Genomic DNA, 23,160 nt, shown 5'->3' with positions numbered 1-23,160 from the left:
TTTGATCTGTTGCGATCGACGCGCGAGCCGCTTACGCGGCCTCGTCGGCGACCGTGGCTCCGCCCTCGGTCTCGTCGCTATCGCCCTCGGCGTCGGCTTCGCCTTCGGCGGCTTCGGACTTGGCGCCGGTGCGACGCGGGCTCTTGGCGAGCTGGGCCTCGATCTCCTTGACCGCTTCGGTCTCGGTCGAGTGCTGCACCACCGCGATCTCGCGGGAGAGACGGTCGAGCGCGGCTTCATAGAGCTGGCGTTCGCTGTAGGACTGCTCGGGCTGCGATTCGGAGCGATAGAGGTCGCGCACGACTTCCGCGATCGCGACGATGTCGCCCGAGTTGATCTTCGCTTCGTATTCCTGGGCGCGGCGCGACCACATGGTGCGCTTGACGCGGGCACGGCCCTTGAGGGTCTCGAGCGCACGCTTCACCAGCGCGGGCTCGGACAGCTTGCGCATGCCGACATTGGCGACCTTGGCGGTCGGCACGCGCAGCGTCATCTTGTCCTTGATGAAGTTGATGACGAACAGCTCGAGCTTCGCGCCGGCAATCTCCTGCTCCTCGATGGCCAGGATCTGGCCGACGCCGTGGGCGGGATAGACGACGAATTCGTTGGCCTTGAAGCCCTGACGCTGGGTCACGACCTTCTTTTCCTCGACCTTCGGCGCAACAGCCGCGGGCTTCACGGCCGGCTTGGCGGCAGCGACGGGAGCCTTGGCAGGAGCAGCCGCAACAGGAGCCTTTGGCGCGGCGGGCTTGGCAGCGGGAGCCTTGGCAGCGGGCGTCTTGGCAACAGCGGGCTTGGCGGCAGGCTTGGCGGCAGGCTTGGCGGCAACAGGCTTGGCAACGGTCGCTTTCGCGGCCGGCTTGGCAGTCTTGTTAGGCATTGCGCTTCTTTTGTTCTTCGAGGACTTTGCAGCCGGCGCCTTAGTCGCGGTCCGACCCTTGGATGCGCTACGGCTGGCCGCGGCGACTTTCTTGGCGTCCTTATGGGAAGCCTTCGCTGAAGTACTCTTTTTACGCGTTTTCTGTGACACAGCCTGCGCGCGGAAACTGCCACGCCCCTGTTCGACATTTGGTTTCACGGGAACCCAACGGGGCCGACGGGGCTAACCAGGGTTCGGCTCAATGTGCCCAATATAGCACATTTCCCGCAAAAATCAATGATTTAGGGGTCTTAAGGGCTGGTTTTCGGCGGTAACGCCGCTAATAGGGTTAAGTTTGACCCGAATTAGTCGCCGGAGCCGGGGTTCGCGGAGAAATACTTGTCGAACTTGCCCTCCATGCCGTCGAAATCCTTGGCGTCGGCAGGTGATTCTTTCTTCTGGGTGATGTTCGGCCAGCTCTTGGCGTAGTCGGCGTTGACCGTGAGCCACTTTTCCAGGCCCGGTTCCGTGTCCGGCTTGATGGCATCGGCGGGACATTCCGGCTCGCACACGCCGCAATCGATGCACTCGTCAGGATGGATGACGAGCATGTTCTCGCCCTCGTAGAAACAATCGACCGGGCAGACCTCGACGCAGTCGGTGTACTTGCACTTGATGCACGCTTCAGTGACGACGTAAGTCATCCAACGCTCCGAAAAGCTCTTTTAAAAGTCGCGGCTTGCGTAGCGCGGATGGCCCGGCGCCGCAAGCTCAGGAACGGCCGATCATGACGGCTTTATGCGCTTGATCGACCAAGAAATGAATTCAAAGCGCAATTAATTGCGCTGAGAATTCGGATGGCCTTCACCGAGCTCTTCGTAGAGCACACGGGCCGAGGCGGCATCGCCGCGGCGTTCGTTGAAGGCGGTGACTTTCAAGACGCGCACAGTGCGATCGAGCGCGATGGTGAGCACGTCGCCGATCTTGATCGCATGCCCCGGCGATTTCTCGCGTGCACCGTTGACGCGAACATGGCCGGACTCGACAAGCTCGGCAGCGGAGGTGCGCGCCTTCACCACCCGCGCGTGCCATAGCCATTTGTCGATGCGCTGCCGCTCGGTCGTGACCCTATTCCCTCTGACGCGTTTTCTTCACGCGAACCGCTCCGCACTTCGCTTGAAAACGCTACGCTACTCCTTACGCCCGGACAGCTGCTCCTTTAGCGCAGCGAGTTTTGCAAACGGCGAGTTCGGATCGACAGGACGATCGCGTTCGCGCGGATTGGCGCTCGATGCATAGGGACGCAGCGAGGGTCCGCCCTGGCGGTCGCGGCCCTTGTCGCGGTCGCGGCCACGGTTGTCGCGACCCTTGTCGCGATCGCCGCCACCGAACTTGCCCTTGTTGCGATCCTTGTTGTCGCGGTCCTTGTTGCCGCCATTCTTGCCCTCGAAGCGACGGTTCTTGTCGTCGCGCCCCTCGGGACGCGGCGCGGCTTCGGCGCCGCCTTCGCGCGGCTTGCGGAAGTCCCTGCCGCCATCGCGGCCGGAATCCCGGCGATGACCGCCGCCATGGCGATGACGCTCACCGCGTTTCTCGCCGTCGGCGGCAGGCTGGGCTTCGCCTTCGGCAGGCGCAGCGCCGGCTTCAGCAGTCGCCTGCGGACGCGGCTGGTGATGACGCTGGTTGCGGTGGCGCTCGTGGCGCGGCTTGCGATCGTCATGACGGCCGGCGGGACGCCAGACCTCGATGAGCTCGGGCTCAGCGGGCGTGGCCGCGGCCTCCACAGGTGCTGCCGCATCGGCCGACGCAGCGGCTTCGGCTGCCGCAGTCTCGGCAGGTGCGGTCTCGGCAGGTGCGGTTTCGGCGGCTTCAACGGGTGCCGCAGCCTCTTCCGCAGGCGGCGCGATGCCGGGAGCGTCTTCCGGCGTGACGGAGGCTTCGAGCGCCGGCTCGTCTTGCACGGGCTCGTCGTGCTGCTCCATGCCGGGCGCGTCTTCGACGGTCACAGGCTCGGCGGCGGCTTCGATCGCGGTTTCCGCAGGCACTGCGGCGTCCTCGACCGGCGTTTCTGCCGGAGCTTCAGTGCTTGCTTCCGCAGCCGGCGTCTCCGCAACGGCCGGCTTCGCCGGCAGCGGCGGGCGCTTGTCCATGCGATAGCCGAGCGCGCGGAGCACGGAGGCAAAATCTTCGCCGGCCGAACCGGTGAGCGAGGTCATCGCCTGCGTCACCACGAAGCTGCGGCCGTCGAACGCACCGGCGGGCTTTTCGCCGGACGCGTTCTCGCGCCAGGCCAGCGCCGGACGGATCAGGTCGGCAAGACGTTCCAGGATATCGACGCGCACGGCGCGCTCGCCGGCCTGCTTGTAGCCGAGCACGCGATAGGCATCGCGCGGCAGCTGCTTGTCCACCGGGAACGAGGTGCGGCCGGAGCTTGCCAGATGCTGCGCGCCCGACAGCGCGGAGGGATCGACATTATCCTGCTTCAGCGCCCAGAGCAGCGCGGCCAGAGCACGCCCGGCCGGCTTGAGCAGGCCGGGGAAATAGAGGTGATAGGCGCCGAAGCGGACGCCATATTTGCGCAAGGTCGCGCGCGAGGGCTGGTCGAGGTCCTTCAGCTCGTTGGCGATCTTCGGGCGCTCCAGCACGCCGAGCGCCTCCACGAGCTGATAGGCGATGCCGCGGGCGATGCCGGTGACGTCCTCGGCCTTGCTGAGCTCGAACAGCGGCCCGAGCAGCTTTTCGATATGCGTCTTGAGCCAGAGCTCGAGCCGGGCCTGCACCTTGTCTCGGGGGGCGCCCGTGAGGCGTTCGTCGGAGATGATGCGGATGCGCGGATGCAGCGCGTCCTCTGCGGCAGACAGCCGCGCCACGGCATCGCCGGTCCAGCGGATGATGCCTTCCGAAGTCAGCACGAACTGCTCGTCCGGCGCATTGCCCAGTTTTTCGGCGCGCGCGTTGATCTCGCCGGCGAGCACGGCCTGCGCTGCAGCCTGCAACGCTTTCGCATCGGAGCCGGCTTCCGCCGCATCCGGTGCAAAGGTGAAGCCATCGAGGCGGCCGATGACATGGCCTTCGACGATGACTTCGCCGGTCTTGCCGATTTCAGTATTCAAGCTCGTGTTCTCCCGCAGGCGGCGCATCAATACACTGGTCCGGCGATCAACGAAACGCTCAGTCAAGCGTTCATGGAGCGCATCCGATAATTTATTTTCGACCTCGCGGGCGATCCCCTGCCACCGTTCGGGGTCTTTCAGCCAGTCGGGACGGTTGGCGACGAAGGTCCAGGTGCGAATCTGCGCGATCCGGGCCGACAGCGTGTCGATATCGCCGTCGACGCGGTCGGCCTGGTCGATCTGGGTCCTGAACCAGGCGTCGGGGATGCATCCCTTCCGCATCAGGAAGCCGTACAGCGTCGTCACCAGCTCGGCATGGGCGGCCGGCGACAGCTTTCGGTAGTCGGGGATTTGGCAGGCCTCCCACAGCCGTTCCACCGCATCCTTGCCATGCGCGACATCGCGCACCTCAGCGTCGCGGGCGGCGTGGTCGAGCACGCGCATGTCCTCGGCGATGGGCGCGCGCGTCAGCGCCTCGTGGCCGGGGGCCAGGTTCAGCGAGACCTGGAGCGCGCCGAGGGAAGCGAAATCCAGCTTCGAATTGCGCCATTGCAAAACCTTCACGGGATCGAAGGTGTGGTTCTGCAGCGCATTGACGAGCTCGGGCTCGAACGGTGCGCAGCGGCCGGTGGTGCCGAAGGTGCCATTGCGGGTGGCGCGGCCGGCGCGGCCGGCGATCTGGCCGAATTCGGACGGCGTCAGGCGGCGGAACTGGTAGCCGTCGAACTTGCGGTCGGAGGCGAAGGCGACGTGGTCGACGTCGAGATTGAGCCCCATGCCGACCGCGTCGGTGGCGACGAGGTAATCGACCTCGCCGTTCTGGAACATCGCGACCTGCGCGTTGCGGGTGCGCGGCGAGAGCGAGCCCAGCACCACGGCGGCGCCGCCATGCTGACGGCGGATCAGCTCGGCGATGGCGTAGACCTCGTCGGCCGAGAAGGCGACGATGGCGGTGCGGCGCGGCTGCCGCGTGATCTTGCGGTCGCCGGCGAATTCCAGCTGCGACAGACGCGGCCGCGTGATCATGGAGACGCCCGGCAGCAGCCGCTCGATAATGGGCCGCATCGTCGCTGCGCCGAGCAGCAGCGTCTCGTCGCGGCCACGGCGGTTGAGGATGCGATCGGTGAAGACGTGGCCGCGCTCCAGATCAGAGGCGATCTGCACCTCGTCGACGGCGAGGAACGAGACGTCGAGATCGCGCGGCATCGCCTCCACGGTCGAGACCCAGTAGCGCGGCGCTTTCGGCTTGATCTTTTCCTCGCCGGTCACAAGCGCGACGGCATCGGGGCCGACCCTTGCTGCGATCTTGTTGTAGACCTCGCGCGCCAGCAGACGCAGCGGCAGCCCGATCATGCCGGAGGGATGCGCGAGCATCCGCTCGATGGCGAGATGGGTCTTGCCGGTGTTGGTGGGCCCAAGCACCGCAGTGACGCCGGCGCCGGGAAGCCGCTCGGAAGCGAAGGGGGAGGAGGAAAAAGGCATCTGGGGGATTAGGTAATGGCGATTGGGGCGAATGTCAGTGCTGTTTTGGGGCGGTGGCGCGAAGGGCCGGCCTCACACATCGCTGTCATCGCCCGGCTCGACCGGGCGATCCAGTATTCCAGAGGCGGCGCAGATCAAACCGAGAGGGCGCGGCGTACTGGATGCCCCGGTCAAGCCGGGGCATGACGGCGGAGAATGCGGCGCCCCTTCCCAAATCCCGCGCAACTGTCTCACTTTGCGACGCTTTTCCCGTTGGCTTTAAGCTTCGGAACGAGTTGAGAACGAATCGCGGCCGAATCGCTGACTCCCCCTTGAGTCCTGTTCCGTTCTCGCAAGATGTCGCGGGAGGCTTAGTGGTTCGCACTAGATGGAGTTTTGGCCCGCCGCACAAGCGACGTTTCGGTGGCGGATTCGTTAAAGCTGGGGACGGCGCGGAGTCGAATCAGAATCGGGGAGGAGTCAAATGGATTCCCGGCCCTGGAGCCCTCCCAAACAAAAAGTGCGAAAACAACCCCATGCACAGTAGGGATGCCATTGAAATCATTGATGTTTATTTTTACCAAAAAGGCGGGGTCGTAGCCCGTATGGAGCGAAGCGGAATGCGGGGCCGAAGCAAAGAACCCGGATTACGCTTACGCTCCATCCGGGCTACGGCAGCGGCAACTGCAGCGCCCTACTGCGTCTTCGCGATCCTGGGCGGCTGGGCCGTGGTGATGAAGCTGGTGGCTTCCAGCATGGCCGGCCCGAGCGGCGTCGGCACTTTCAGCCAGAACGGGACCAGGATGCGCGTTCCGGCGATCGGCGCGAACGCGACCTCGATATTGCGCTGGGCGGCGAGATATTTGATCACGGGGCGGTCGGGAATGTAGCCGGCGATGGGCACGAAGTAGAGCGAGCAGACCACGACCTGGCCGTGATAGCCCTTCTCCGCCTTCACGTTTTCCATGCGCTTGAAATCGAGCTTGAGCTCGTAGCGCATGCGGCCGTCGAACACGGCGGCGCTGCCGTGGCAGGCGTCCGCCGACAGCACGTCGCCGGTGCCTGAGACGCGCACCAGCGAGGCCGTCATCGGGTCCCAGACGCCGCGGCGATGCGCGTCGGTGACGACGATGCGGTCGGGATCGACCGGCGGCTCCGGCAGGATGGCAAAATCCTTCACATTGCCCTTGTCGAGCGTGATGCGGATCTCTTCGGTCTTCTTCGAGGTGGTGGTGGAGGCCTGGTAGCCGGTCGCGACCAGCGCGCCGTTGACCACGCGGCCTTGCGAGGCGCCGGTGCCCGACCCGCCCGCGAAGGATTTCAGCAGCCCCGAAGTGCCGCCGGAGGCCGCGGCCGCGAACACATCGTCCTGGATGTCGATGTTCCAGGCGCCTCGGCCGACGGGAATGCCCGACAGCGTCGCCTCGTATTGCGCCTCGAGCTTGCCCTGCGCCGCCGCGGGCTCCGCCGCCCACGCCAAGACCAGCCCGCCAAGGGCCGCCATGACCCAGCGGCCGGCAGAGCGCGGATGACTTGCGCGTGGATTCCTTGCGCGCCGCTTCGCTGAGCGCAGCTCATTTGGGCGCAGCTCATTTGGACGCAGACTTGGCGCAAGATGAGGCGTTGTGAGCACGAAACAATCCAATCGGGGCGCGAACGGTTGTTACTTAAGCCAAATAGCGCGCCAAGCAATGTGTCCGGGCCTATCCGCGTCCGGAACTCCACTGGACTCTTCGGGCGCGAATACGCCCTTTATGTGATGGTAAGGCGCGATAATCATTGCCGTTTTGGTGATCGGGGCGGGTCAGAACCGCGCACCTCACCCCGCCACCTCCACCGCTGTCATGCCCCGCCTGTCATGCCCCGCGAAGGCGGGGCATCCAGTACGCCGCGGCCCCTCGACTCTAGCCGCGCTTTCTCGGAATACTGGATCGCCCGCCTTCGCGGGCGATGACACCGAGTGCTGGGCGCGAAACTGGCATCCCAGCCGCCCCAAAACCTTGACGTCCCGCCGCTTCCCCCCTATACGTCCGCCCGCTCCCTGCAAGGACAGAGAATTTGCCCGTGGCGCCCCGAATGGCGGCCGCACATCGTTGGGAAAGATTGAGGATTTTGCCATGTCTCGCCGCTGCGAATTGACGGCCAAGGGCCCCCAGGTCGGCCACACGGTCAGCCACTCCAACATCAAGACCAAGCGCCGCTTCCTGCCGAACCTGGTCAACGTGACCTTCATCAGCGAAGCGCTGGGCCGCAACGTGCGCCTGCGCGTCTCCACCAACGCGATCAAGAGCGTCGACCACAATGGCGGCCTCGATCCCTTCCTGCTCAAGGCCAAGGCCGCCGTGCTGTCGCCGCGCGCCCTCGAGCTGAAGCGCGCCATCCAGAAGAAGGTCGGCCCTGCTCCCGCGCCGGCGAAGAAGGCGAGCTGAGAATTTTCGGATTGGGCGGAGGCTTGCGTCGCGAGGCGTAGGCTTAGCTGGATCAAGTTTTGCGTGACGGCCGGATCGGAAGATCCGGCCGTTTTTGTTTGTGCGCAGTGCAGCGGAGAAGCGCTCAGACGAGCAAACAACTGGTGATATCAATGGTGGCAGCTAACATTTCTAGCAGCCGTAACTTGTAGGCAACTCAAGTTGCAAGCTATTGTGGCAGCGAAAAGTCAATTTAATCATCCATTTCGGGCGCTCGCGGCGTGAGACCATTACTTCGGTGGGCAGGAAGCAAACGACAAATGCTGGAGCCGCTGAGAAAAGCGTTCCCTAGCGACAGCTTCTTATATGTTGAGCCGTTTTGCGGATCAGCTGCGCTATTTTTCGATCAGAGACCGAAGAAAGCCGTTCTCTCTGACATCAACTCCGACTTGATTAACTTTTACAAGTGCAGTCGCAGGCAACCGCACGACGTTTTTGCGATCTCGAATCGACTCCGTCGCACGAAGGCAACTTATTTACGCGTACGGAAAGAGATCGCTGAAACCAAAGACACGTTGGTGCGGGCGGCGTATTTTTACTATCTGAACCGGAATTGCTTTAACGGCCTCTATAGGACGAACAAGCAGGGTGTATTCAATGTTCCGTTCTCCCAATCCCGCACTGGGAGGATGCTCAGTAAGGAAGAATTCCTAGAGGCTGCCTCTGTCCTTACGTCAGCAAAATTTCGCGTTACCGATTTCGAGACTTGCATAAAGAAACATCTCGAACCCAAAGCCTTCTTTTTCCTCGATCCGCCCTACGCAATCAAACGGCGGAGACCGTTTACAGAATACGACAGTTCAGCGTTTGGCGAGCCGGACATCAATCGATTGTTAAGTTGCCTCGAGGCGATCGACGACGCCGGCGGTCAATTCGCGCTAACATACGACAGCGCCCTGGCAAGCAAGTTTCTCCTCAGAAAGCGATGGCATCAAAGCCTGATTACGGTACGCCGAAATATTAGCGGCTTCGCTGACGCGCGGAAGAATGCCGTCGAAGTATTGACAACGAACTTCGATTATTATGACGCGAATCCTCATTCTTAGCGATCTCCACGCATACCGCCCCTCCGAGAAAGCTGCGCGAGAGCCGTCATTTCTTGTTGCGTCAAGCAAAGACAATCCAACCAATCCCATCCGATTGATTCCTGAAATCTTAAAGGAGGAGGGACTCTCAGTTGATTGGATTCTGTGCCCCGGAGATATTGCCGATCAAGCCGATCCCGACGCACAAACATTTGCATGGCGCGAACTCGTGGACCTCAAGAAAGCAGTCAAAGCAAAACTACTGCTAAGCACCGCCGGAAATCATGACCTAGATTCCCGTCTTAAATTCAGCAACTTTGACCCCAAGGGACACCTGCAGAGCTTGGACCCCCCATTTCCCGGCGCCAAAAATGTCGCGGACAAATATTGGGCCCGAAATTATCACATCATCGAGCAGGAATCGGTGCGTGTAGTCAACCTGAACAGCGCCGCATTCCATGGATTCCATTCCGAGGAACAAGGCACCTCCGTCGAGTACCGACACGGCCGTGTCAGCAGCCGAACGATAGAAGCAATTGTCGAAGAAGTCGCAAAGAAAAAGTTTCAGACCAATATTCTATTTACGCACCATCATCCATATCGCAACGACGCGATCTACGATGCCGATTATAGTGAAATGCAGGCCGGTGGGAAACTCGTTGCCGCGCTGACTGACGCTACTGCTTCAAGTTGGCTCATCATTCATGGCCATCAGCACTATCCTCAAGTCACCTATGGCCCTGATGAAAGCTTCCCACCTCTAATCTTCTCGGCGGGAAGCATTTCAGCTAAGATAACTTCACCTATATCGGCCGAGGCGCCCAACCAATTTTATCATGTTACACTCGAGACCGACGCGGATAAGACAAATGGATGGTGGCCTTGCGGTACGGTGAGGGCGTGGTCCTGGGTCCACCGACGTGAGTGGCAGAAGACTCCAGATGGTCAGAACATACCTGACGGACTTGGATTCGGTTGCAGGGATAATATTGCATCCCTCACCAAGGTGATCCGTGAGTTCGTCTCTGCTCAGAGCACTCATGTCACTATGGAGCAGATAAGCACAGTGCATCCGCACTTGCAGTTTGTAAGCCGAAGGATATTCGATCAAGTATTTCGCGAACTCAAAGAGCAGAACATTCGCTGCACAATCACTGTGCCCTTCGGAGAGAGCCAGTTTCGTAAGGACGGAGTGGGCACATGAGAGACCCTTTCGAGTCCTACAACGCGAGATTTGTCGCTCCACAAACCATCGCAGAAACCTTCATTCTTCGAGAGAAGCAATTCGCCGCACTATGCGAGCAGACAAACTCGCTCCTCATCGGCCCCCGCGGAAGTGGAAAGACAACCCTTCTCAAGATGCTAAAGGTTGGTGCGCAAGCAGTTGCATGGAAGAACCGAAGCCAAGCCAATGCCCTGCGGCGATTTCGCTTCTGTCCTATCTACGTGGGAGCAGACCGGCAACTAGAATTTATCGTCGGCGGCTCAGCCGCAGATAACAATCGCGCTTCAATCGATCTACTTTCTAAGGCGTTGCTGTCGTTCAGAGTAAAATTTGCCTGCCTCGACACAGCAAAGGAAATATCCAACCCGCATCTGCGCGACATAGAGAATTTGTCGCATCAATTCGTCGACCTAAAAGATGGAGAGCCCGAACTTTCCCGATCTTTGTCGTCGGTTTGGGACCTCGGCGAAAACACACTCTCATTCCTAGAGGTTCGCTCGCGGCTATATTGGCAACTCGGCGAGATGAACCGATTTCTTGCGAAGATCAAGCACGGGCAACAGGTCGCGCCGGAGCAAATATTGGACCATGCTCAGTATTTATCTCACGACCCTATCGGAACTTGCGAGGCATTCGTATCGCTGTTCAATGAGATAACAACATCTCCGACGAAGATCTGGTCGCTTTGCATCGACGAACTCGAAATCATGCCTGATCAGCTACAGAATTATCTTTTCTCCGGTTTCCGATCGATCGATCAGCGAATGGTGCTCAAACTCGCGACAAGCCCTTTTTCCAAGATCGATTGGCGCGGACTGGGCAAGGATGGCCCGATGTCGGGAAATGACTACACACCAATTAATCTGGGATTCACAACCAAACACGACGCAAAAAGAAATGATGCGCGACGATTCAGTGCGCGACTGCTTGAAGCTCTCATAGTTGCAGAGACGCGGGCCAAGCGACCAAGTTCGGGAGCGCTTGGGCCAGAAGTCTTGGGCCGCTCGCCGATAACCGAGGCAAATACCTCCCCCCAGCAAAAGAATTCATACAGGCCGCCGGACGGAAGTCACTATCGTCGCTTCAAGGCACTACTCGAACGCGACCTCGCATTTGCGCAATTCCTCCGCGACCGCGATATCGACCTAGATCAGATGCACCTTAGCAGTGAAAACCAACGCGCCGGCAAAGCACGAAAATACATTTGGCAGGTTGCTTGCCGGCTGGCGTATGGCCCGCTGAGTTCGTTTACACGGCCGGATCAATCGATGGGGGAGCGACCGCCTAGCAGAAAGGCTCTTGCGGATATTTACCTGGGCTACGACTCCCTCCTCACGATGTGTGAGGGCAACCCTCGTATTACAATCTCGCTTATGCGTCCGCTCGTTCGGCGTTATTTCGGGTCCTCGAAATCTATTCCCTTCGAGGACCAAGCCGTTCTTGTTGAGGAAACGATCGCAAAATATGTATCGCTGCTGTCGACAATTCGCGTCGTAGATCCAACAAACAATATTCAGAATATGTCGATAATCGACCTAATTGAGGCTATTGGCGGTTTCTTCTCAAGTGAGGTCACGGGAGCAGTCTTCAAGCCCGAGCCTCCACTTACTTTCCGCATCGATAATGCGGTCCCGGAAGAGTACGTGGACGCAATTGGGATTGCCATGAACCAGGGGGCGTTCGTCATGCTATCGGATGAAAGTGGCCTCTTTGACCATGGCTCAATAAAGGAAGCTAGACTTCGGTTTTCGTATCTTCTTTGCCCTCTCTATCATCTTCCATTAACAATCGGCGGCCCCGCAAATCTTAGTAGAATTCTTTCCACTCGACGCCCTCGGACCTCACGCCGAGCGCTCACCCAAGATGACCTCTTCAACAGGACATCGATATGAGCGAGCGACTAGTTGTCAGAAATCTTTCTTTCTCAACGGACACTCTGTGTGACGCTCTATTCGTCTACTGCATTGGCTACGAATCTAGATCGCGCTTTGCGGCCGAGTCCTGTCAGTGGTCCTCCAACAAAACTATTGCAATCGAGTATTCGATTGGACAGGTCCTCTCGTTCGAGGAGAATAAGAGATTCGCTCAAGACAGCGAATTTGTCGTCGTCTCCGACATATACGGAGTTGTTGAGCAAGCACTCTCACGCGCTATATCAACAATGAGAACAATTGACGGGTCGGCGAAGTTAGCCGTTGATGTTTCATCAATGGACCGATCTCTCATGGCGCGCGTACTGCTCAAAGGATTGGATGAGCTTCAACACGGCGAGACTATGTTCGTCTTGTATTCGCCCTCAGCATTTGTTGAACCAAAAAGCAATCTGGTTCCGATCCGACACTCGAGCGCTGTGCACCCATCGATCGCCGGCCAGGTAGCGGCGCCAGACCTTGAGAGGGTTGCGCTTCTTGGTCTTGGCTATGAGTATGGAGTTTCGCTGAGCATATTAGAGTCGCATGAACCGGACATCAGCTTTATCTTTCGGCCCAACGGGGTCGATGAGCGATTCAAGGACGCGGTTCGCGATGCGAACTTTGGGTTTGATTTTGGAGAGAGAAACTACGAGATAGTTGATTACTTTTTGCAGGACATGGCTGGGGCGTACGACGATATATCTAGCTTAATTTCTGCTACAAAGCATAACAGCTCGATAGTCGCCGTACCTATGGGACCGAAGATTTTAAGTGCGGCAATGATCCTTGCTGGACGTCTGCATCAGCCTCAGGTCTCAGTTCTTCGATATTCGGTTGCGCCGGTCGGAACCTATCAGGACATAGCCGCTGAGGGCCTACTGGTAGGAATGGCTGTCACCGTAGTTAGGGACCGCCACGACGCGGTGCGGTGACGAAGCCGGGGGCATCAGCGAAATTGACCTTCGCTTTGGCGCTAACGCTCGTTGCGGAGGTTGATGCGATACTCTCGGCATCGCAACTCCCTACCCCCGAAAATCAATGCTCCGCAGCACGATCCCCGGCGGCGTTCCCTCGAACTCCGTCGCCTGATATTTGCGTCCGGTGCAGGCTTCGATGCGTTCGCGCAGGCGGGTGAACTGCTCTTCGCGCTCGCTGGGCCTGGCGCGCGGGCCGCGCTCGAGGTCGTCCATGGCGGACGTCGAGATCGCGCAGGCGATCTCCTTCGCGCCGTCCTGCATCGAGAACTGAACGATGCCGCGGTCCTGGTCGTGGGCGATGAAGCGGCTGCTGGTGAGCGTCATGGGGTACTCCTTTGGCGTCCGCGCGGCGTGCAATTGCGCACCGGGGCGCCGGTCAGCCTTCGAAGCACGCTGTGGCACAAGCTTGCACAACAGCTGACTTCGGTGGTTATGGGTCCTGGCTTTCGCCAGGACGACGCCTGTGTTTGCGAGCGCTGCGCTATAGCGCCACGAGTTGGCCGCCTTCAGCCGTCGCCGTTGAGCCTTGCGAAATCGTCGAACAGCGCGGCGACCAGCGCACGGTGACGGGTGTCCTCGGCGGGGAGGCTCGCGGCATAGAGATTGAGCAGATGGCGGGCCTTCACGGCGGCCTCCGGCCAGGACGTGGCGGGCACCGACATCATGCGGTTTTCGAGCTCGGCCTCGCGCTCGCGCAGCTCCCTGACCTGGGCCTCGACATCGGCCAGCGCGCGGCGCAGATCGGTTGCCTTCTGGGCGGCCATGCCGCGGTGGCTGTCGAGATCGACCGGAATTTCAGTCATTTCAGGCACTCGCGTCGATACGTTGGGCATCCGCAAGGTCGACCGAGCCGATCGACAGCATCTCCGTCGCACCGCGCACGCCTTCGGAGGGCACCGTGATCATGGTGGCGACACGGCGATAGGATGCGAAGGACAGGCCCTCGATCATCTCCTCGTCGGTGACGACCTCATAAGCGCCGGCCGGCAATTCGCGCTCGAGGCCGCGGATGTGGAATGGATGCTTGAAGGTGATGGTTTCTCGCCGCGAGCGGATGGTCATGCGCGCCTGCCTTTCGCAAAGAAGGGGCCCCAACCGACGCCAGCCGTGGCGAACCATGCGCTTGTTACCCGGCAATAGCCAGCTTTATGTCAGCGCGGGCCGGGACTTAAGCTGCAAGCGCGACACTCGCGCGCGGCGTTTTAGTCCTCGCCATCGGCAGGGCGCGGGCGTACGCTCGACCACGTCAGCGCAGCTCACGCAATTGCCGCGCGTCGATGTTGCGCTGCATCTTTCGCGCCTCGTGTGCGCGGCGGCGATCTTCAATGGCTCGGGCGGAGGCGTCTCGTCGTCATGCCCAGCGACCATTGCAGCGCCGATCTCGTACGCGGACGAACTCGAAACCCAGGAGGAGACGACGTCATGGCCAAGGGACAACAACGCAGCAACCGCGAGACCAAGAAGCCGAAAAAAGACAAGATCAAGACCAGCGCCGCAGCGCCCAGCCGCAAGGATGCGGCGTGGCAGCCGGAGATCGGGCAGGGGAAGAAGAAGTAGCGGCGAGGCCTCTTTCACAACGGCGGGGCTCTCGCATGGGACGCCTCAGCGGCGCCTGAGCGAGCGCCTCGTCCTTCGAGACGACCGCTTCGCGGTCTCCTCAGGATGAGGCTTGGCTGCACCCATCTGCGTTGAAATGCCGCCGCATACTCATCCCTCATCCTGAGGGCCCGCCGCAGGCGGGCGTCTCGAAGGACGGCCGCAGTCGAGCTTCCAGCCATACATCTCCTTCTCCCCGCGCTTTTCCGCTATACTCGCCCGGGTAGCATCAGCGGGAGGGGTATCCTGTGGAGCACGAGCGCAACGCCGACCACACATCCGAGCCGAAAAATCTCGTCATCTGCTGTGACGGCACCGGCAACGAGATTTCCGAAAACATCTCCAACGTCCTGAAGCTGTATCGCTGCCTGCGCAAGACTGACAAGACGCGGCCGCGGCAGATGGTGTTCTACGATCCCGGGGTCGGCACGGTGACCGAGCCGTCGACGTGGCACCGCTGGAAAGCCAACATCAATCTGGTGCTGGGGCTCGCCACCGGCTACGGGCTCGATGACAACACGCTGTCGGCCTATTGCTTCCTGGTCGAGCACTACGCGCCGGGCGACAGGATCTACCTGTTCGGCTTCTCGCGCGGCGCCTATACCGTGCGCGTGCTGGCGGGGCTGATCCACAAGATCGGCCTGATCTCGCCGGAGCAGGCCAACCTCGCAGGCAGTGGCCTCGTCGCCTACAAGCAATATTCCGGCACCGGGCGCGGCAACGATGTCAGCGACCTCGTCGATGAGGGTTTTGACGACAGCGGGCCGCTGCCGAAAAACAAGTTCGATCTCGCCGCCCAGTTCGCACGCATCACCTCGTCGCGCTGGCCGACCATCCACTTCATCGGCGTCTGGGACACGGTGGCGAGCGTGATCGTGCCGCGCGCCGACCGGGGCTATTTGCCGAGCTTCGAGGAGCTCGCCTTCACGCTGCGCAATCCCAGCGTCAACATCTTCCGCCAGGCGATCGCCATCGACGAGCGGCGCTGCATGTTCCGCCTCAAGCAGTATGAGGAGCCGCAGGATTACTGGCGCAACCGCTTCGTGCCCGACGACAAGAAGGAGCCGCAGGACATCCTGCAGGTGTGGTTCGCCGGCGTGCATTGCGACGTCGGCGGCGGCTATCCGGAAGCCGAGAGCGGCGAGTCCAAATATCCGCTGCTCTGGATGATCGAGGAGGCGGCCAAGGCCGGGCTGAACTTCAACCCGCGCACGGTGAACCAGCTCGCCTGGGGCATCCAGCGCAAGAACTCACCGTTTCAATATGTGGAGCCGGCCTACACCGGCAAGACGGGCGAGCTGCACAATTCGATGACGGCGCCCTGGCGCGTGCTGGAGTATCTGCCGAAGAGCGCGACCTACAAGGAATGGCCGGAGCGGAAGGTGTTTATGGGGCTCTACATTCCCGATTGCGAACCGCGCCTCATTCCCGAAGGCTCGCATGTGCATGAGAGCGTGTTGAAGCGGATGGCGGTGGAGCCCGGTTATCGGCCGGTGAATCTGCCGAAGGATTATGTGACGGTGCCGATGCCGGTGCCGCCGGGTGTGGGCGCTGGAGGCGAGGCGGGGGAGATCGTGGTGGGGTGACTCCGCTCGCAATGACGGACGGGCTTTGATGGCAGCCGCACCCCGCTACCGCTCCTTTCTCCATTCGCCAATACTTTTCATTAAAATTCTCCGCCCCGCTTTAGCCGGATCGAATCAACTCCTTGGCATCATCGACAAACCACCCGCGCCATCCGCGGAAATTGGAGGAGAGTGCCAATGCATCCGCGCCGACATGCCCGCGTCAAACCCGCAGGCCTCGTGTCCCGCCAGGCCAAGATCATCACCGACCCGCGCGCGCCGGTGATCCCCTGCACGCTGATCGACTATTCGCCGGGCGGCGCCTGCGTCGATCTCGGCGGCCAGGTGAAGATTCCCGATCGCTTCGAGCTGCTGCATGTCAACACCAAGAAGCGCTGCCGCGTGGCGTGGAAGCGCGGCACGAAAGTGGGCGTGGTGTTTTGAGTCCTTCCAGCTGTTGAACAAGGCCGCGCTCCACACTCCGCTCGGCTCCCTCCCCCCTTGTGGGGGAGGGTTGGGGAGAGGGGTGGCCCAGCAAAAGGTGTCGGCGACCTGCGAAGTGACGGCAACAGAGTCTCGCTTCATTCGACAGAGCACGCCGTGTGGCTACCCCTCTCCCTAGCCCTCCCCCACAAGGGGGGAGGGAACGCACTGTGCTTGCGGCGCGATCTCTCCCAACACAACAAATTCACGACTTCCGCATCCGCGCCTTTGCCCCCGCGACGATCTGCATCGCGACGCCGGCGATCCAGCCGAACAGGGCGAACCAGCTCCACGCAATATGCGGTTCGAGGCGGAGCACGATGATGGCGACGGAGGCGAGCGCAGTGAATGTGGCGCAGAGCGTGCCGGCGGAGCTCAACAGTTCCGCGGCGTCGATGTCGCCGTGGGCCTCGTCGAAAGGCAGTTGCGGTGTGTCGATGCCGAGATAGAAGCCGACGAAGCCCAGCACCATCATCAGCAGCAGGAAGCCTTCCGTGGTGAGCGCGGGTATAGCGGATCCCACGTAAGCGCCGACGAACAGCCCGCACGCCGCGCCCGCCATCGCAAGCCCCACGCGCTCGATGACGTGGGCAGCTTTCCGGATACGAAACCGCATGGCAGGCCTCCGCGAGGCGTTGGACGCACGCGAGGTTAGGCCAGATTTGGCGGAGGTGGAAGGTGAGAGGGTTTACGGATGCGTGAGGTGGGATGGTTTAGGACCAAAGGACGCAAGCGCGGCGACCTTTGCGTGGGCGCATGCCTCCCCGACCGTCATTGCGAGCGCAGCGAAGCAATCCAGGCTCTTTCCGCGGACGCAGTCTGGATTGCTTCGTCGCAAGGGCTCCTCGCAATGACGAGTTTGCGGCGCGGTCGTCGCGCCACATTCGCCCCCCTCACCGCGCCCCGAAATTGGTCTTGCCGAACAGCGCCTTCTGCGTCGAGGGCTGCGAGCGCCAGTATTGCGGGGGGGCTTCGACCTCGCCGCCGAGATCCGCTGCGGCGTGCCAGCCCCAGCGGGGGTCGTAGAGCATGCCGCGGGCGAGCGCGACCATGTCGGCCTTGCCGGATGCGACGATCTCTTCGGCCTGCTTCGGCTCCGTGATCAGGCCGACGGCGATGGTGGGCAAACCCGTCTCGCGCTTGATCGCCTCTGCGAACTGCACCTGATAGCCGGGGCCGAGCGCGATCTTCTGCAGCGGCGAGACGCCGCCGGAGGAGGCATCGATCCAGTCGACGCCGCGCGCCTTCAGCACCTTGGCGAACTCAATCGTCTGCGCCAGGTCCCAGCCGCCCTCGACCCAGTCGGTCGACGACACCCGCATCCCGACCGGCTTGTCGTGCGGGAATGCCGCGCGCACCGCGTCATAGACCTCCAGCGGGAAGCGCATGCGGTTTTCGAGCGAGCCGCCATATTCGTCGGTGCGTTTGTTCGAGATCGGCGACAGGAACTGATGCAGGAGATAGCCGTGCGCGCCGTGCAGCTCGATCGCGTCGATGCCGATGCGATCGGCGCGCTTCGCCGACTCGACGAAGGCATCGCGAATGCGCTTGAGGCCGGCGGCGTCGAGCGCCAGCGGCGCGGCTTCGCCCTCCTTGTGCGGCAGCGCTGACGGCGCCACGGTCTGCCAGCCGCCCTGGTCCTGCGGGATCAGCTGGCCGCCGTCCCAGGGCCGCGCGCTCGAGGCTTTGCGGCCCGCATGCGCGAGCTGCATTGCGACCGCGGTCGAGGAATGTTTCCGCACCGAGGTGAGGATCTGCTTCAGCGCGGCCTCGGCGGCATCGCTGTAGAGCCCGAGGCAGCCCGGTGTGATGCGGCCGATCGCCTCGACATGGGTCGCCTCGATGCAGAACATCGCCGCGCCCGACAGGCTGAGATTGTTGATGTGGGTGAAGTGCCAGTCGGTGGGAACGCCGTCCTCGGCCGAATATTGACACATCGGCGACACCACGACGCGGTTCTTCAAATTCAGGCCGCGCAGCTTGATCGGGGAAAACAGGACGCTCATGCGGGGGAGTTCCGGGATGGGGCGGGGAGTTGGACAGAGTGTAGTGAGCGATGCGCCGATTGCCAGCCGCGCGGCGGGCATGGCGGCTCGTAGCGTCATGCATTGCGGCCGCGCCGCCCTACTCCACCAGCGCGAACTGCAGCAGCAGGGTGCGCTGGAGCATCGAGAAATTGTCGTCGGACACCAGCGTCAGCACGGTCTCGCCGTCAGGCGTGACGTGGGCGTCGATGCCTTCCATGTTGTCGATCTCGTGGCCGAGATCGGCCTTGAACAGCACGGGGCCGTCGACGAATGCGCCCGGCGCGATCGATTTCAGGGGGATCGCGCGGATGCGGATATCGACGCCGGTGAACCAGGAAAATTTGCGTTCGAGGATCAGGAGATCGCTCGAGGGCAGCAGCACCGCATCGCTGATCAGCTGCTGCTCGGTGCGGCGAATGCTGAACTGGCCGGGCGTCGGGCCGCCGAGCAAGAATCCGATCAGATTGCCGTCGGCATCGAAGCCGCCCTCCGACAGCGCGATCAAGGTGCCCGCGAGCGGCTGCCCCTTTGGTATGTCCTTGGGGACAAACACCAGCGCCTCGAGCCCTTTATTATAGGGCAACTTCCGCACTGCCGGCGGCGTCGGCAGCACCTCGCCGCGGGCGCGCGTGCCGCCCTTCGAAAAATCGAACCGCATGATCTGGTTGACGCGCTCGAGCCCCACATAGACGAAGTCGCCGTCGCGCGCGAGCGATTCGGTGTCGTACCACAGCCGCTTCTCCGTGATCGGCCGCCCCTCCGCATTGAGCACCGGCGCAGCCTCGACGTCGTCGAGACCGGTCATGCTCCGCCCGGAATAGCGGATGCGACCGGTGAACCAGGTGCCCTGGTCGGAGATCGCGAGAAAGCGCTCGCCTTTGGTGTCGAGGAAGCGGAAGCCGGACAGGCCGCCGAAGCCGCGATGCGGCGAGGTCAGCACCAGGCCGCCGCGATAGTCCAGCGAACCGAACCGCGTGCGCGCGCGGTCGCGCGGCTCGAAATTGGGAATCGGCCGCGCGTTGACCTCGATGCCAACGGGCGCGGCGACGGCGTGCTCGATGAGCGCCGGCTTCGGCGCGGGCTGTGCCTGCGCCAGACGAGACAGTGCGAGAGTGGAAAATCCCGCCGCCGCGTGGCCGATAAAGCTGCGGCGGGATCGATGCTTGCTCACGAATGCAATTTGCGTCGCGGGCGGTTGGCCGGCTGCGTGGGCGCGGTGTTGGTCTCGCTGAAGAGTTCGGCGAGTTTTTCGGTGATGGCGCCGCCGAGCTCTTCGGCGTCCACGATCGTCACCGCGCGGCGGTAATAGCGCGTCACGTCATGGCCGATGCCGATCGCGATCAGCTCGACCGGCGAGCGGGTCTCGATCTCCTCGATGATGTGGCGCAGGTGCCGCTCGAGGTAGTTGCCGGGATTGACCGACAGCGTGGAATCGTCGACCGGCGCGCCGTCCGAGATCATCATCAGGATCTTGCGCTGCTCGGGCCGGCCGAGCAGGCGCTTGTGCGCCCAGTCGAGCGCCTCGCCGTCGATGTTCTCCTTCAGCAGCCCCTCGCGCATCATCAGGCCGAGATTCTTTCGCGCACGACGCCACGGGGCATCGGCCGACTTGTAGATGATGTGGCGGAGATCGTTGAGGCGGCCGGGACTGGCCGGCTTGCCGGCGGCAAGCCACGCCTCGCGCGATTGGCCACCCTTCCAGGCGCGCGTGGTGAAGCCGAGAATCTCGACCTTGACGCCGCAACGCTCCAGCGTGCGGGCGAGGATGTCGGCGCAGGTCGCCGCGACCGTGATCGGCCTGCCGCGCATCGAACCGGAATTGTCTAAGAGCAGCGTCACCACGGTGTCGCGGAACGTCGCCTCCTTCTCGTGCATGAAGGACAGCGGGTGATAGGGATCGGTCACCACGCGGGACAGGCGCGCGGGGTCCAGGATGCCCTCTTCGAGATCGAACTCCCAGGCGCGGTTCTGCTGCGCCATCAAGCGCCGCTGGAGGCGGTTGGCGAGACGGGCGACGATGCCCTGCAGATGTGCGAGCTGCTTGTCGAGATAGGCGCGCAGGCGCTCCAGCTCGTCATGGTCGCAGAGGTCTTCGGCGGCGATGATCTCATCGAACTTCGGCGCGAAGGCGTGATATTCCGGCCCGCGCGGCTCGTTCTTGCCGTGCGAATTCGGTCGCGTCGCCTCGCCCGGCGTCTCGTCGTCGCCGAGTTCGCCGTCGTCGAAGGTGTCGGAGGTCGAGGCCTGCGCGCTTTCCATCGCGCTCTCGCTCATCTCCTCGCTCGACGCCTGGGCTTGATCAGCGCTCATCTCCTGCGCGGCGTCGGAATCGGGCGAGCCCTCGGCGCCGGACTGATCGTTGTCGCCGTCCTGGTTCTCGTCGTTCTCGTCATTGTCTTCGCTGTCGGCGCTGCGCTCGTCGCCGATCTCGAGCGCCGTCAGGAGATCATGCACGGCATCGCCGAACCTGGTCTGGTCCTCGACCACGGTATCGAGCCGATCGAGCCGCCTGCCGATCTTGTCTTCGAGGATGGGACGCCAGAGATCGACCATCTTCTTGGCGGCCGTCGGCGGCGCCATGCCGGTCAGGCGTTCGCGCACCAGCATCGCCAGCGCGTCGGCGAGCGGCGCGTCGGCGCGATCGGTGATCTCGTCGAACTTGCCGCGATGGAAATGGTCGTCGAGCATCGCGGTGAGGTTCTTCGCAACGCCCGCCATGCGCCGCGCACCGATCGCCTCGACACGGGCCTGCTCCACCGCCTCGAACACGCCGCGCGCCTGCGGATTGCCGGGCATCAGCTTGCGATGCAGCTTCGGATCGTGACAGGCGAGCTTGAGCGCGATCGAGTCGGCATGGCCGCGCACGATCGCGGCATCGCGCCTGGTCATTTTTCGCGCGGGTTCGGGCAGCCGCGCCTTGCCCGGTGCGAGCCCGGGACGCTCGGCGGCGAAGCTGACGTCGAGCTCGGGCGCCTTGGCGATCGCCTTCAGGCAGGAGGCCACCGAGCGCTTGAACGGCTCGGTCGGAGCTTCCTTGGTGTTGCGGAATTTGGAGTTGGAGGTGGTGCTCATCTCGCCCTTACCCGTCGTCCCGGCGAAGGCCGGGACCCATAACCACCGGCGATCATTGCGTCAGGAGAAATTATCGGCGGCGCTTCACTCGAGACATCACGCGGTATGGGTCCCGGCGTTCGCCGGGACGACATATCGCGTGAAATCAGCTGAGCGCCACGTTCACCGCCGATTCCGGCAGCTCCGCGTTGAAGCAGCGCTGGTAGAACTCGGCGACGAGAGGACGTTCGAGCTCGTCGCACTTGTTGAGGAAGGTGACCCGGAACGCAAAACCGATGTCGCTAAAGATGTCGGCGTTTTCCGCCCAGGTGATCACCGTGCGCGGGCTCATCACCGTCGACAGATCGCCATTGGCGAAAGCGTTGCGGGTGAGATCGGCGAGGCGAACCATCTTGTTGACGATGTCGCGGCCCTCCGTGGTGCGATAGTGCTTGGCCTTGGCCAGCACGATCTCCACTTCCTCGTCATGGCTGAGGTAGTTCAGCGTGGTGACGATCGACCAGCGGTCCATCTGGCCCTGGTTGATCTGCTGGGTGCCGTGATAGAGGCCCGAGGTGTCGCCGAGGCCGACGGTGTTGGCGGTCGAGAACATGCGGAATGCCGGGTGCGGCTTGATCACCTTGTTCTGGTCGAGCAGCGTCAGCCGGCCGGAGACTTCCAGCACGCGCTGGATCACGAACATCACGTCCGGGCGGCCGGCGTCGTATTCGTCGAACACCAGGGCGACGTTATGCTGGAGCGCCCAGGGCAGGATGCCGTCGCGGAATTCGGTGACCTGCTTGCCGTCGCGGACCACGATCGAGTCCTTGCCGACGAGGTCGATACGGCTGATGTGGCTGTCGAGGTTGACGCGCACGCAGGGCCAGTTCAGTCGCGCGGCGACCTGCTCGATATGGGTGGATTTGCCGGTGCCGTGATAGCCCGTGACCATGACGCGGCGGTTGTGGGCGAAGCCGGCGAGAATGGCGAGCGTGGTGGCGCGATCGAAGCGGTAATCGGAATCGACTTCGGGGACGTGAGGATCGACTTCGGAATAAGCGGGGACTTCGAGATCGCTGTCGATCCCGAACACCTGGCGCACCGACACCTTCATGTCGGGCAAACCGGAAACTTCCTCAACTTTGGACATCGCGGCGGTCGTCATCAATCCTCCGAGGTCCCGGGCGATCCCGAGACCAGTTATTGCACGTTGGCTGCGGCTGGGTGCGATCGCGAACCTATCAGAGACAACCCGCGGGCAGAAGCCCGCCCCCCAATCAAAGTTCCGTTGTCTTTTCATTTAGATAGGCAAGGAACGCGATTTTTGGAAGGCTGCCCTGCGAATCACGCCTGAATTTCGTGCCGAGGGCACGGTCCTGCTCACGCGGGTGGCACTT

At 62.2% G+C, this 23,160-nt stretch carries 21 protein-coding genes; 8 read left to right on the top strand and 13 right to left on the bottom strand.

Annotated features, from left to right (window positions below):
• Positions 1–31: 31 nt before the first annotated feature.
• From AC0L3A_RS17440 to AC0L3A_RS17420, 5 genes are all read right to left on the bottom strand, one after another.
• A complete protein-coding gene (locus AC0L3A_RS17440; RefSeq protein WP_473254843.1) occupies positions 32–880 on the bottom strand; it encodes a CarD family transcriptional regulator in 849 nt (282 codons plus the stop codon).
• Between the two features lie 344 nt (positions 881–1,224).
• The gene (fdxA, locus tag AC0L3A_RS17435; protein WP_007599264.1) at positions 1,225–1,563 is read right to left on the bottom strand and encodes a ferredoxin FdxA; all 339 of its coding nucleotides are present in this window, start codon (positions 1,561–1,563) and stop codon (positions 1,225–1,227) included.
• 132 nt (positions 1,564–1,695) lie between these two features.
• Positions 1,696–1,965: an RNA-binding S4 domain-containing protein gene (locus AC0L3A_RS17430; protein ID WP_083869901.1), complete on the bottom strand. Its 270-nt coding sequence runs from the start codon at positions 1,963–1,965 to the stop codon at positions 1,696–1,698.
• Between the two features lie 84 nt (positions 1,966–2,049).
• Positions 2,050–5,454, bottom strand: a complete 3,405-nt coding sequence (locus AC0L3A_RS17425; protein WP_473254842.1) for a helicase-related protein — start codon at positions 5,452–5,454, stop codon at positions 2,050–2,052.
• A 673-nt stretch (positions 5,455–6,127) separates the two neighbouring features.
• Positions 6,128–6,937: a DUF3108 domain-containing protein gene (locus AC0L3A_RS17420; RefSeq protein WP_473254841.1), complete on the bottom strand. Its 810-nt coding sequence runs from the start codon at positions 6,935–6,937 to the stop codon at positions 6,128–6,130.
• A 613-nt stretch (positions 6,938–7,550) separates the two neighbouring features.
• Between AC0L3A_RS17420 and rpmB the strand changes: the two genes are divergently transcribed.
• From rpmB to AC0L3A_RS17395, 5 genes are all read left to right on the top strand, one after another.
• Positions 7,551–7,862, top strand: coding sequence for a 50S ribosomal protein L28 (gene rpmB / locus AC0L3A_RS17415; protein WP_354159848.1), 312 nt, complete (start codon positions 7,551–7,553; stop codon positions 7,860–7,862).
• A gap of 260 nt (positions 7,863–8,122) precedes the next feature.
• Complete coding sequence (locus AC0L3A_RS17410) at positions 8,123–8,947, top strand: DNA adenine methylase (RefSeq protein WP_473254840.1); 825 nt, start codon at positions 8,123–8,125, stop codon at positions 8,945–8,947.
• Entirely contained in the window at positions 8,925–10,130 is a 1,206-nt protein-coding gene (locus AC0L3A_RS17405; RefSeq protein WP_473254839.1) for a metallophosphoesterase family protein, read from the top strand. Before AC0L3A_RS17410 ends, AC0L3A_RS17405 begins: the two co-directional genes overlap by 23 nt.
• Positions 10,127–12,043, top strand: coding sequence for an ORC-CDC6 family AAA ATPase (locus AC0L3A_RS17400; RefSeq protein ID WP_473254837.1), 1,917 nt, complete (start codon positions 10,127–10,129; stop codon positions 12,041–12,043). Before AC0L3A_RS17405 ends, AC0L3A_RS17400 begins: the two co-directional genes overlap by 4 nt.
• A complete protein-coding gene (locus tag AC0L3A_RS17395) occupies positions 12,040–12,996 on the top strand; it encodes a hypothetical protein (protein WP_473254836.1) in 957 nt (318 codons plus the stop codon). Before AC0L3A_RS17400 ends, AC0L3A_RS17395 begins: the two co-directional genes overlap by 4 nt.
• A gap of 90 nt (positions 12,997–13,086) precedes the next feature.
• Here AC0L3A_RS17395 and AC0L3A_RS17390 read toward each other — a convergent pair whose 3' ends face one another.
• The 3 genes from AC0L3A_RS17390 to AC0L3A_RS17380 form a co-directional block, all read right to left on the bottom strand.
• A complete protein-coding gene (locus AC0L3A_RS17390) occupies positions 13,087–13,365 on the bottom strand; it encodes a DUF1488 family protein (RefSeq protein WP_018452941.1) in 279 nt (92 codons plus the stop codon).
• A gap of 182 nt (positions 13,366–13,547) precedes the next feature.
• A complete protein-coding gene (locus tag AC0L3A_RS17385; protein ID WP_473254834.1) occupies positions 13,548–13,844 on the bottom strand; it encodes a hypothetical protein in 297 nt (98 codons plus the stop codon).
• Position 13,845: 1 nt separating this feature from the next.
• Entirely contained in the window at positions 13,846–14,103 is a 258-nt protein-coding gene (locus AC0L3A_RS17380) for a hypothetical protein (protein WP_027515171.1), read from the bottom strand.
• A gap of 360 nt (positions 14,104–14,463) precedes the next feature.
• Here AC0L3A_RS17380 and AC0L3A_RS17375 point away from each other — a divergent pair, with 360 nt between their 5' ends.
• The 3 genes from AC0L3A_RS17375 (at position 14,464) to AC0L3A_RS17365 (ending at position 16,646) form a co-directional block, all read left to right on the top strand.
• The gene (locus AC0L3A_RS17375; RefSeq protein ID WP_279664826.1) at positions 14,464–14,598 is read left to right on the top strand and encodes a hypothetical protein; all 135 of its coding nucleotides are present in this window, start codon (positions 14,464–14,466) and stop codon (positions 14,596–14,598) included.
• 287 nt (positions 14,599–14,885) lie between these two features.
• The gene (locus AC0L3A_RS17370) at positions 14,886–16,223 is read left to right on the top strand and encodes a DUF2235 domain-containing protein (protein WP_007599246.1); all 1,338 of its coding nucleotides are present in this window, start codon (positions 14,886–14,888) and stop codon (positions 16,221–16,223) included.
• A gap of 177 nt (positions 16,224–16,400) precedes the next feature.
• Complete coding sequence (locus AC0L3A_RS17365; RefSeq protein WP_007599245.1) at positions 16,401–16,646, top strand: PilZ domain-containing protein; 246 nt, start codon at positions 16,401–16,403, stop codon at positions 16,644–16,646.
• Between the two features lie 244 nt (positions 16,647–16,890).
• On the opposite strand, the gene AC0L3A_RS17360 is transcribed toward AC0L3A_RS17365, so the two are convergent.
• From AC0L3A_RS17360 to cobS, 5 genes are all read right to left on the bottom strand, one after another.
• The gene (locus AC0L3A_RS17360; RefSeq protein WP_007599237.1) at positions 16,891–17,301 is read right to left on the bottom strand and encodes a hypothetical protein; all 411 of its coding nucleotides are present in this window, start codon (positions 17,299–17,301) and stop codon (positions 16,891–16,893) included.
• 277 nt (positions 17,302–17,578) lie between these two features.
• Positions 17,579–18,691: an NADH:flavin oxidoreductase/NADH oxidase gene (locus AC0L3A_RS17355; RefSeq protein WP_035993952.1), complete on the bottom strand. Its 1,113-nt coding sequence runs from the start codon at positions 18,689–18,691 to the stop codon at positions 17,579–17,581.
• A gap of 118 nt (positions 18,692–18,809) precedes the next feature.
• Positions 18,810–19,883: an esterase-like activity of phytase family protein gene (locus tag AC0L3A_RS17350; RefSeq protein ID WP_473254833.1), complete on the bottom strand. Its 1,074-nt coding sequence runs from the start codon at positions 19,881–19,883 to the stop codon at positions 18,810–18,812.
• Entirely contained in the window at positions 19,880–21,784 is a 1,905-nt protein-coding gene (gene cobT / locus AC0L3A_RS17345) for a cobaltochelatase subunit CobT (protein WP_007599234.1), read from the bottom strand. Before cobT ends, AC0L3A_RS17350 begins: the two co-directional genes overlap by 4 nt.
• A 145-nt stretch (positions 21,785–21,929) precedes the next feature.
• Complete coding sequence (gene cobS, locus AC0L3A_RS17340; protein WP_007599232.1) at positions 21,930–22,928, bottom strand: cobaltochelatase subunit CobS; 999 nt, start codon at positions 22,926–22,928, stop codon at positions 21,930–21,932.
• Positions 22,929–23,160 lie beyond the last annotated feature (232 nt).

This window comes from Bradyrhizobium sp. MI1.3 (assembly GCF_055811695.1).
This window is presented reverse-complemented; position numbering and strand designations above follow the sequence as displayed.

Excerpts from the sequence above, each read along its gene's own strand:
- AC0L3A_RS17375 (WP_279664826.1), top strand. The coding sequence starts at position 14,464 with ATGGCCAAGGGACAACAACGCAGCAACCGCGAGACCAAGAAGCCGAAA.
- AC0L3A_RS17365 (WP_007599245.1), top strand. The coding sequence starts at position 16,401 with ATGCATCCGCGCCGACATGCCCGCGTCAAACCCGCAGGCCTCGTGTCC.
- AC0L3A_RS17355 (WP_035993952.1), bottom strand. The coding sequence starts at position 18,691 with ATGAGCGTCCTGTTTTCCCCGATCAAGCTGCGCGGCCTGAATTTGAAG.
- AC0L3A_RS17360 (WP_007599237.1), bottom strand. The coding sequence starts at position 17,301 with ATGCGGTTTCGTATCCGGAAAGCTGCCCACGTCATCGAGCGCGTGGGG.
- AC0L3A_RS17405 (WP_473254839.1), top strand. The coding sequence starts at position 8,925 with ATGACGCGAATCCTCATTCTTAGCGATCTCCACGCATACCGCCCCTCC.
- AC0L3A_RS17380 (WP_027515171.1), bottom strand. The coding sequence starts at position 14,103 with ATGACCATCCGCTCGCGGCGAGAAACCATCACCTTCAAGCATCCATTC.
- AC0L3A_RS17400 (WP_473254837.1), top strand. The coding sequence starts at position 10,127 with ATGAGAGACCCTTTCGAGTCCTACAACGCGAGATTTGTCGCTCCACAA.
- AC0L3A_RS17440 (WP_473254843.1), bottom strand. The coding sequence starts at position 880 with ATGCCTAACAAGACTGCCAAGCCGGCCGCGAAAGCGACCGTTGCCAAG.
- AC0L3A_RS17390 (WP_018452941.1), bottom strand. The coding sequence starts at position 13,365 with ATGACGCTCACCAGCAGCCGCTTCATCGCCCACGACCAGGACCGCGGC.
- AC0L3A_RS17385 (WP_473254834.1), bottom strand. The coding sequence starts at position 13,844 with ATGACTGAAATTCCGGTCGATCTCGACAGCCACCGCGGCATGGCCGCC.
- cobT (WP_007599234.1), bottom strand. The coding sequence starts at position 21,784 with ATGAGCACCACCTCCAACTCCAAATTCCGCAACACCAAGGAAGCTCCG.
- rpmB (WP_354159848.1), top strand. The coding sequence starts at position 7,551 with ATGTCTCGCCGCTGCGAATTGACGGCCAAGGGCCCCCAGGTCGGCCAC.
- AC0L3A_RS17425 (WP_473254842.1), bottom strand. The coding sequence starts at position 5,454 with ATGCCTTTTTCCTCCTCCCCCTTCGCTTCCGAGCGGCTTCCCGGCGCC.
- AC0L3A_RS17395 (WP_473254836.1), top strand. The coding sequence starts at position 12,040 with ATGAGCGAGCGACTAGTTGTCAGAAATCTTTCTTTCTCAACGGACACT.
- fdxA (WP_007599264.1), bottom strand. The coding sequence starts at position 1,563 with ATGACTTACGTCGTCACTGAAGCGTGCATCAAGTGCAAGTACACCGAC.
- AC0L3A_RS17420 (WP_473254841.1), bottom strand. The coding sequence starts at position 6,937 with ATGGCGGCCCTTGGCGGGCTGGTCTTGGCGTGGGCGGCGGAGCCCGCG.
- cobS (WP_007599232.1), bottom strand. The coding sequence starts at position 22,928 with ATGACGACCGCCGCGATGTCCAAAGTTGAGGAAGTTTCCGGTTTGCCC.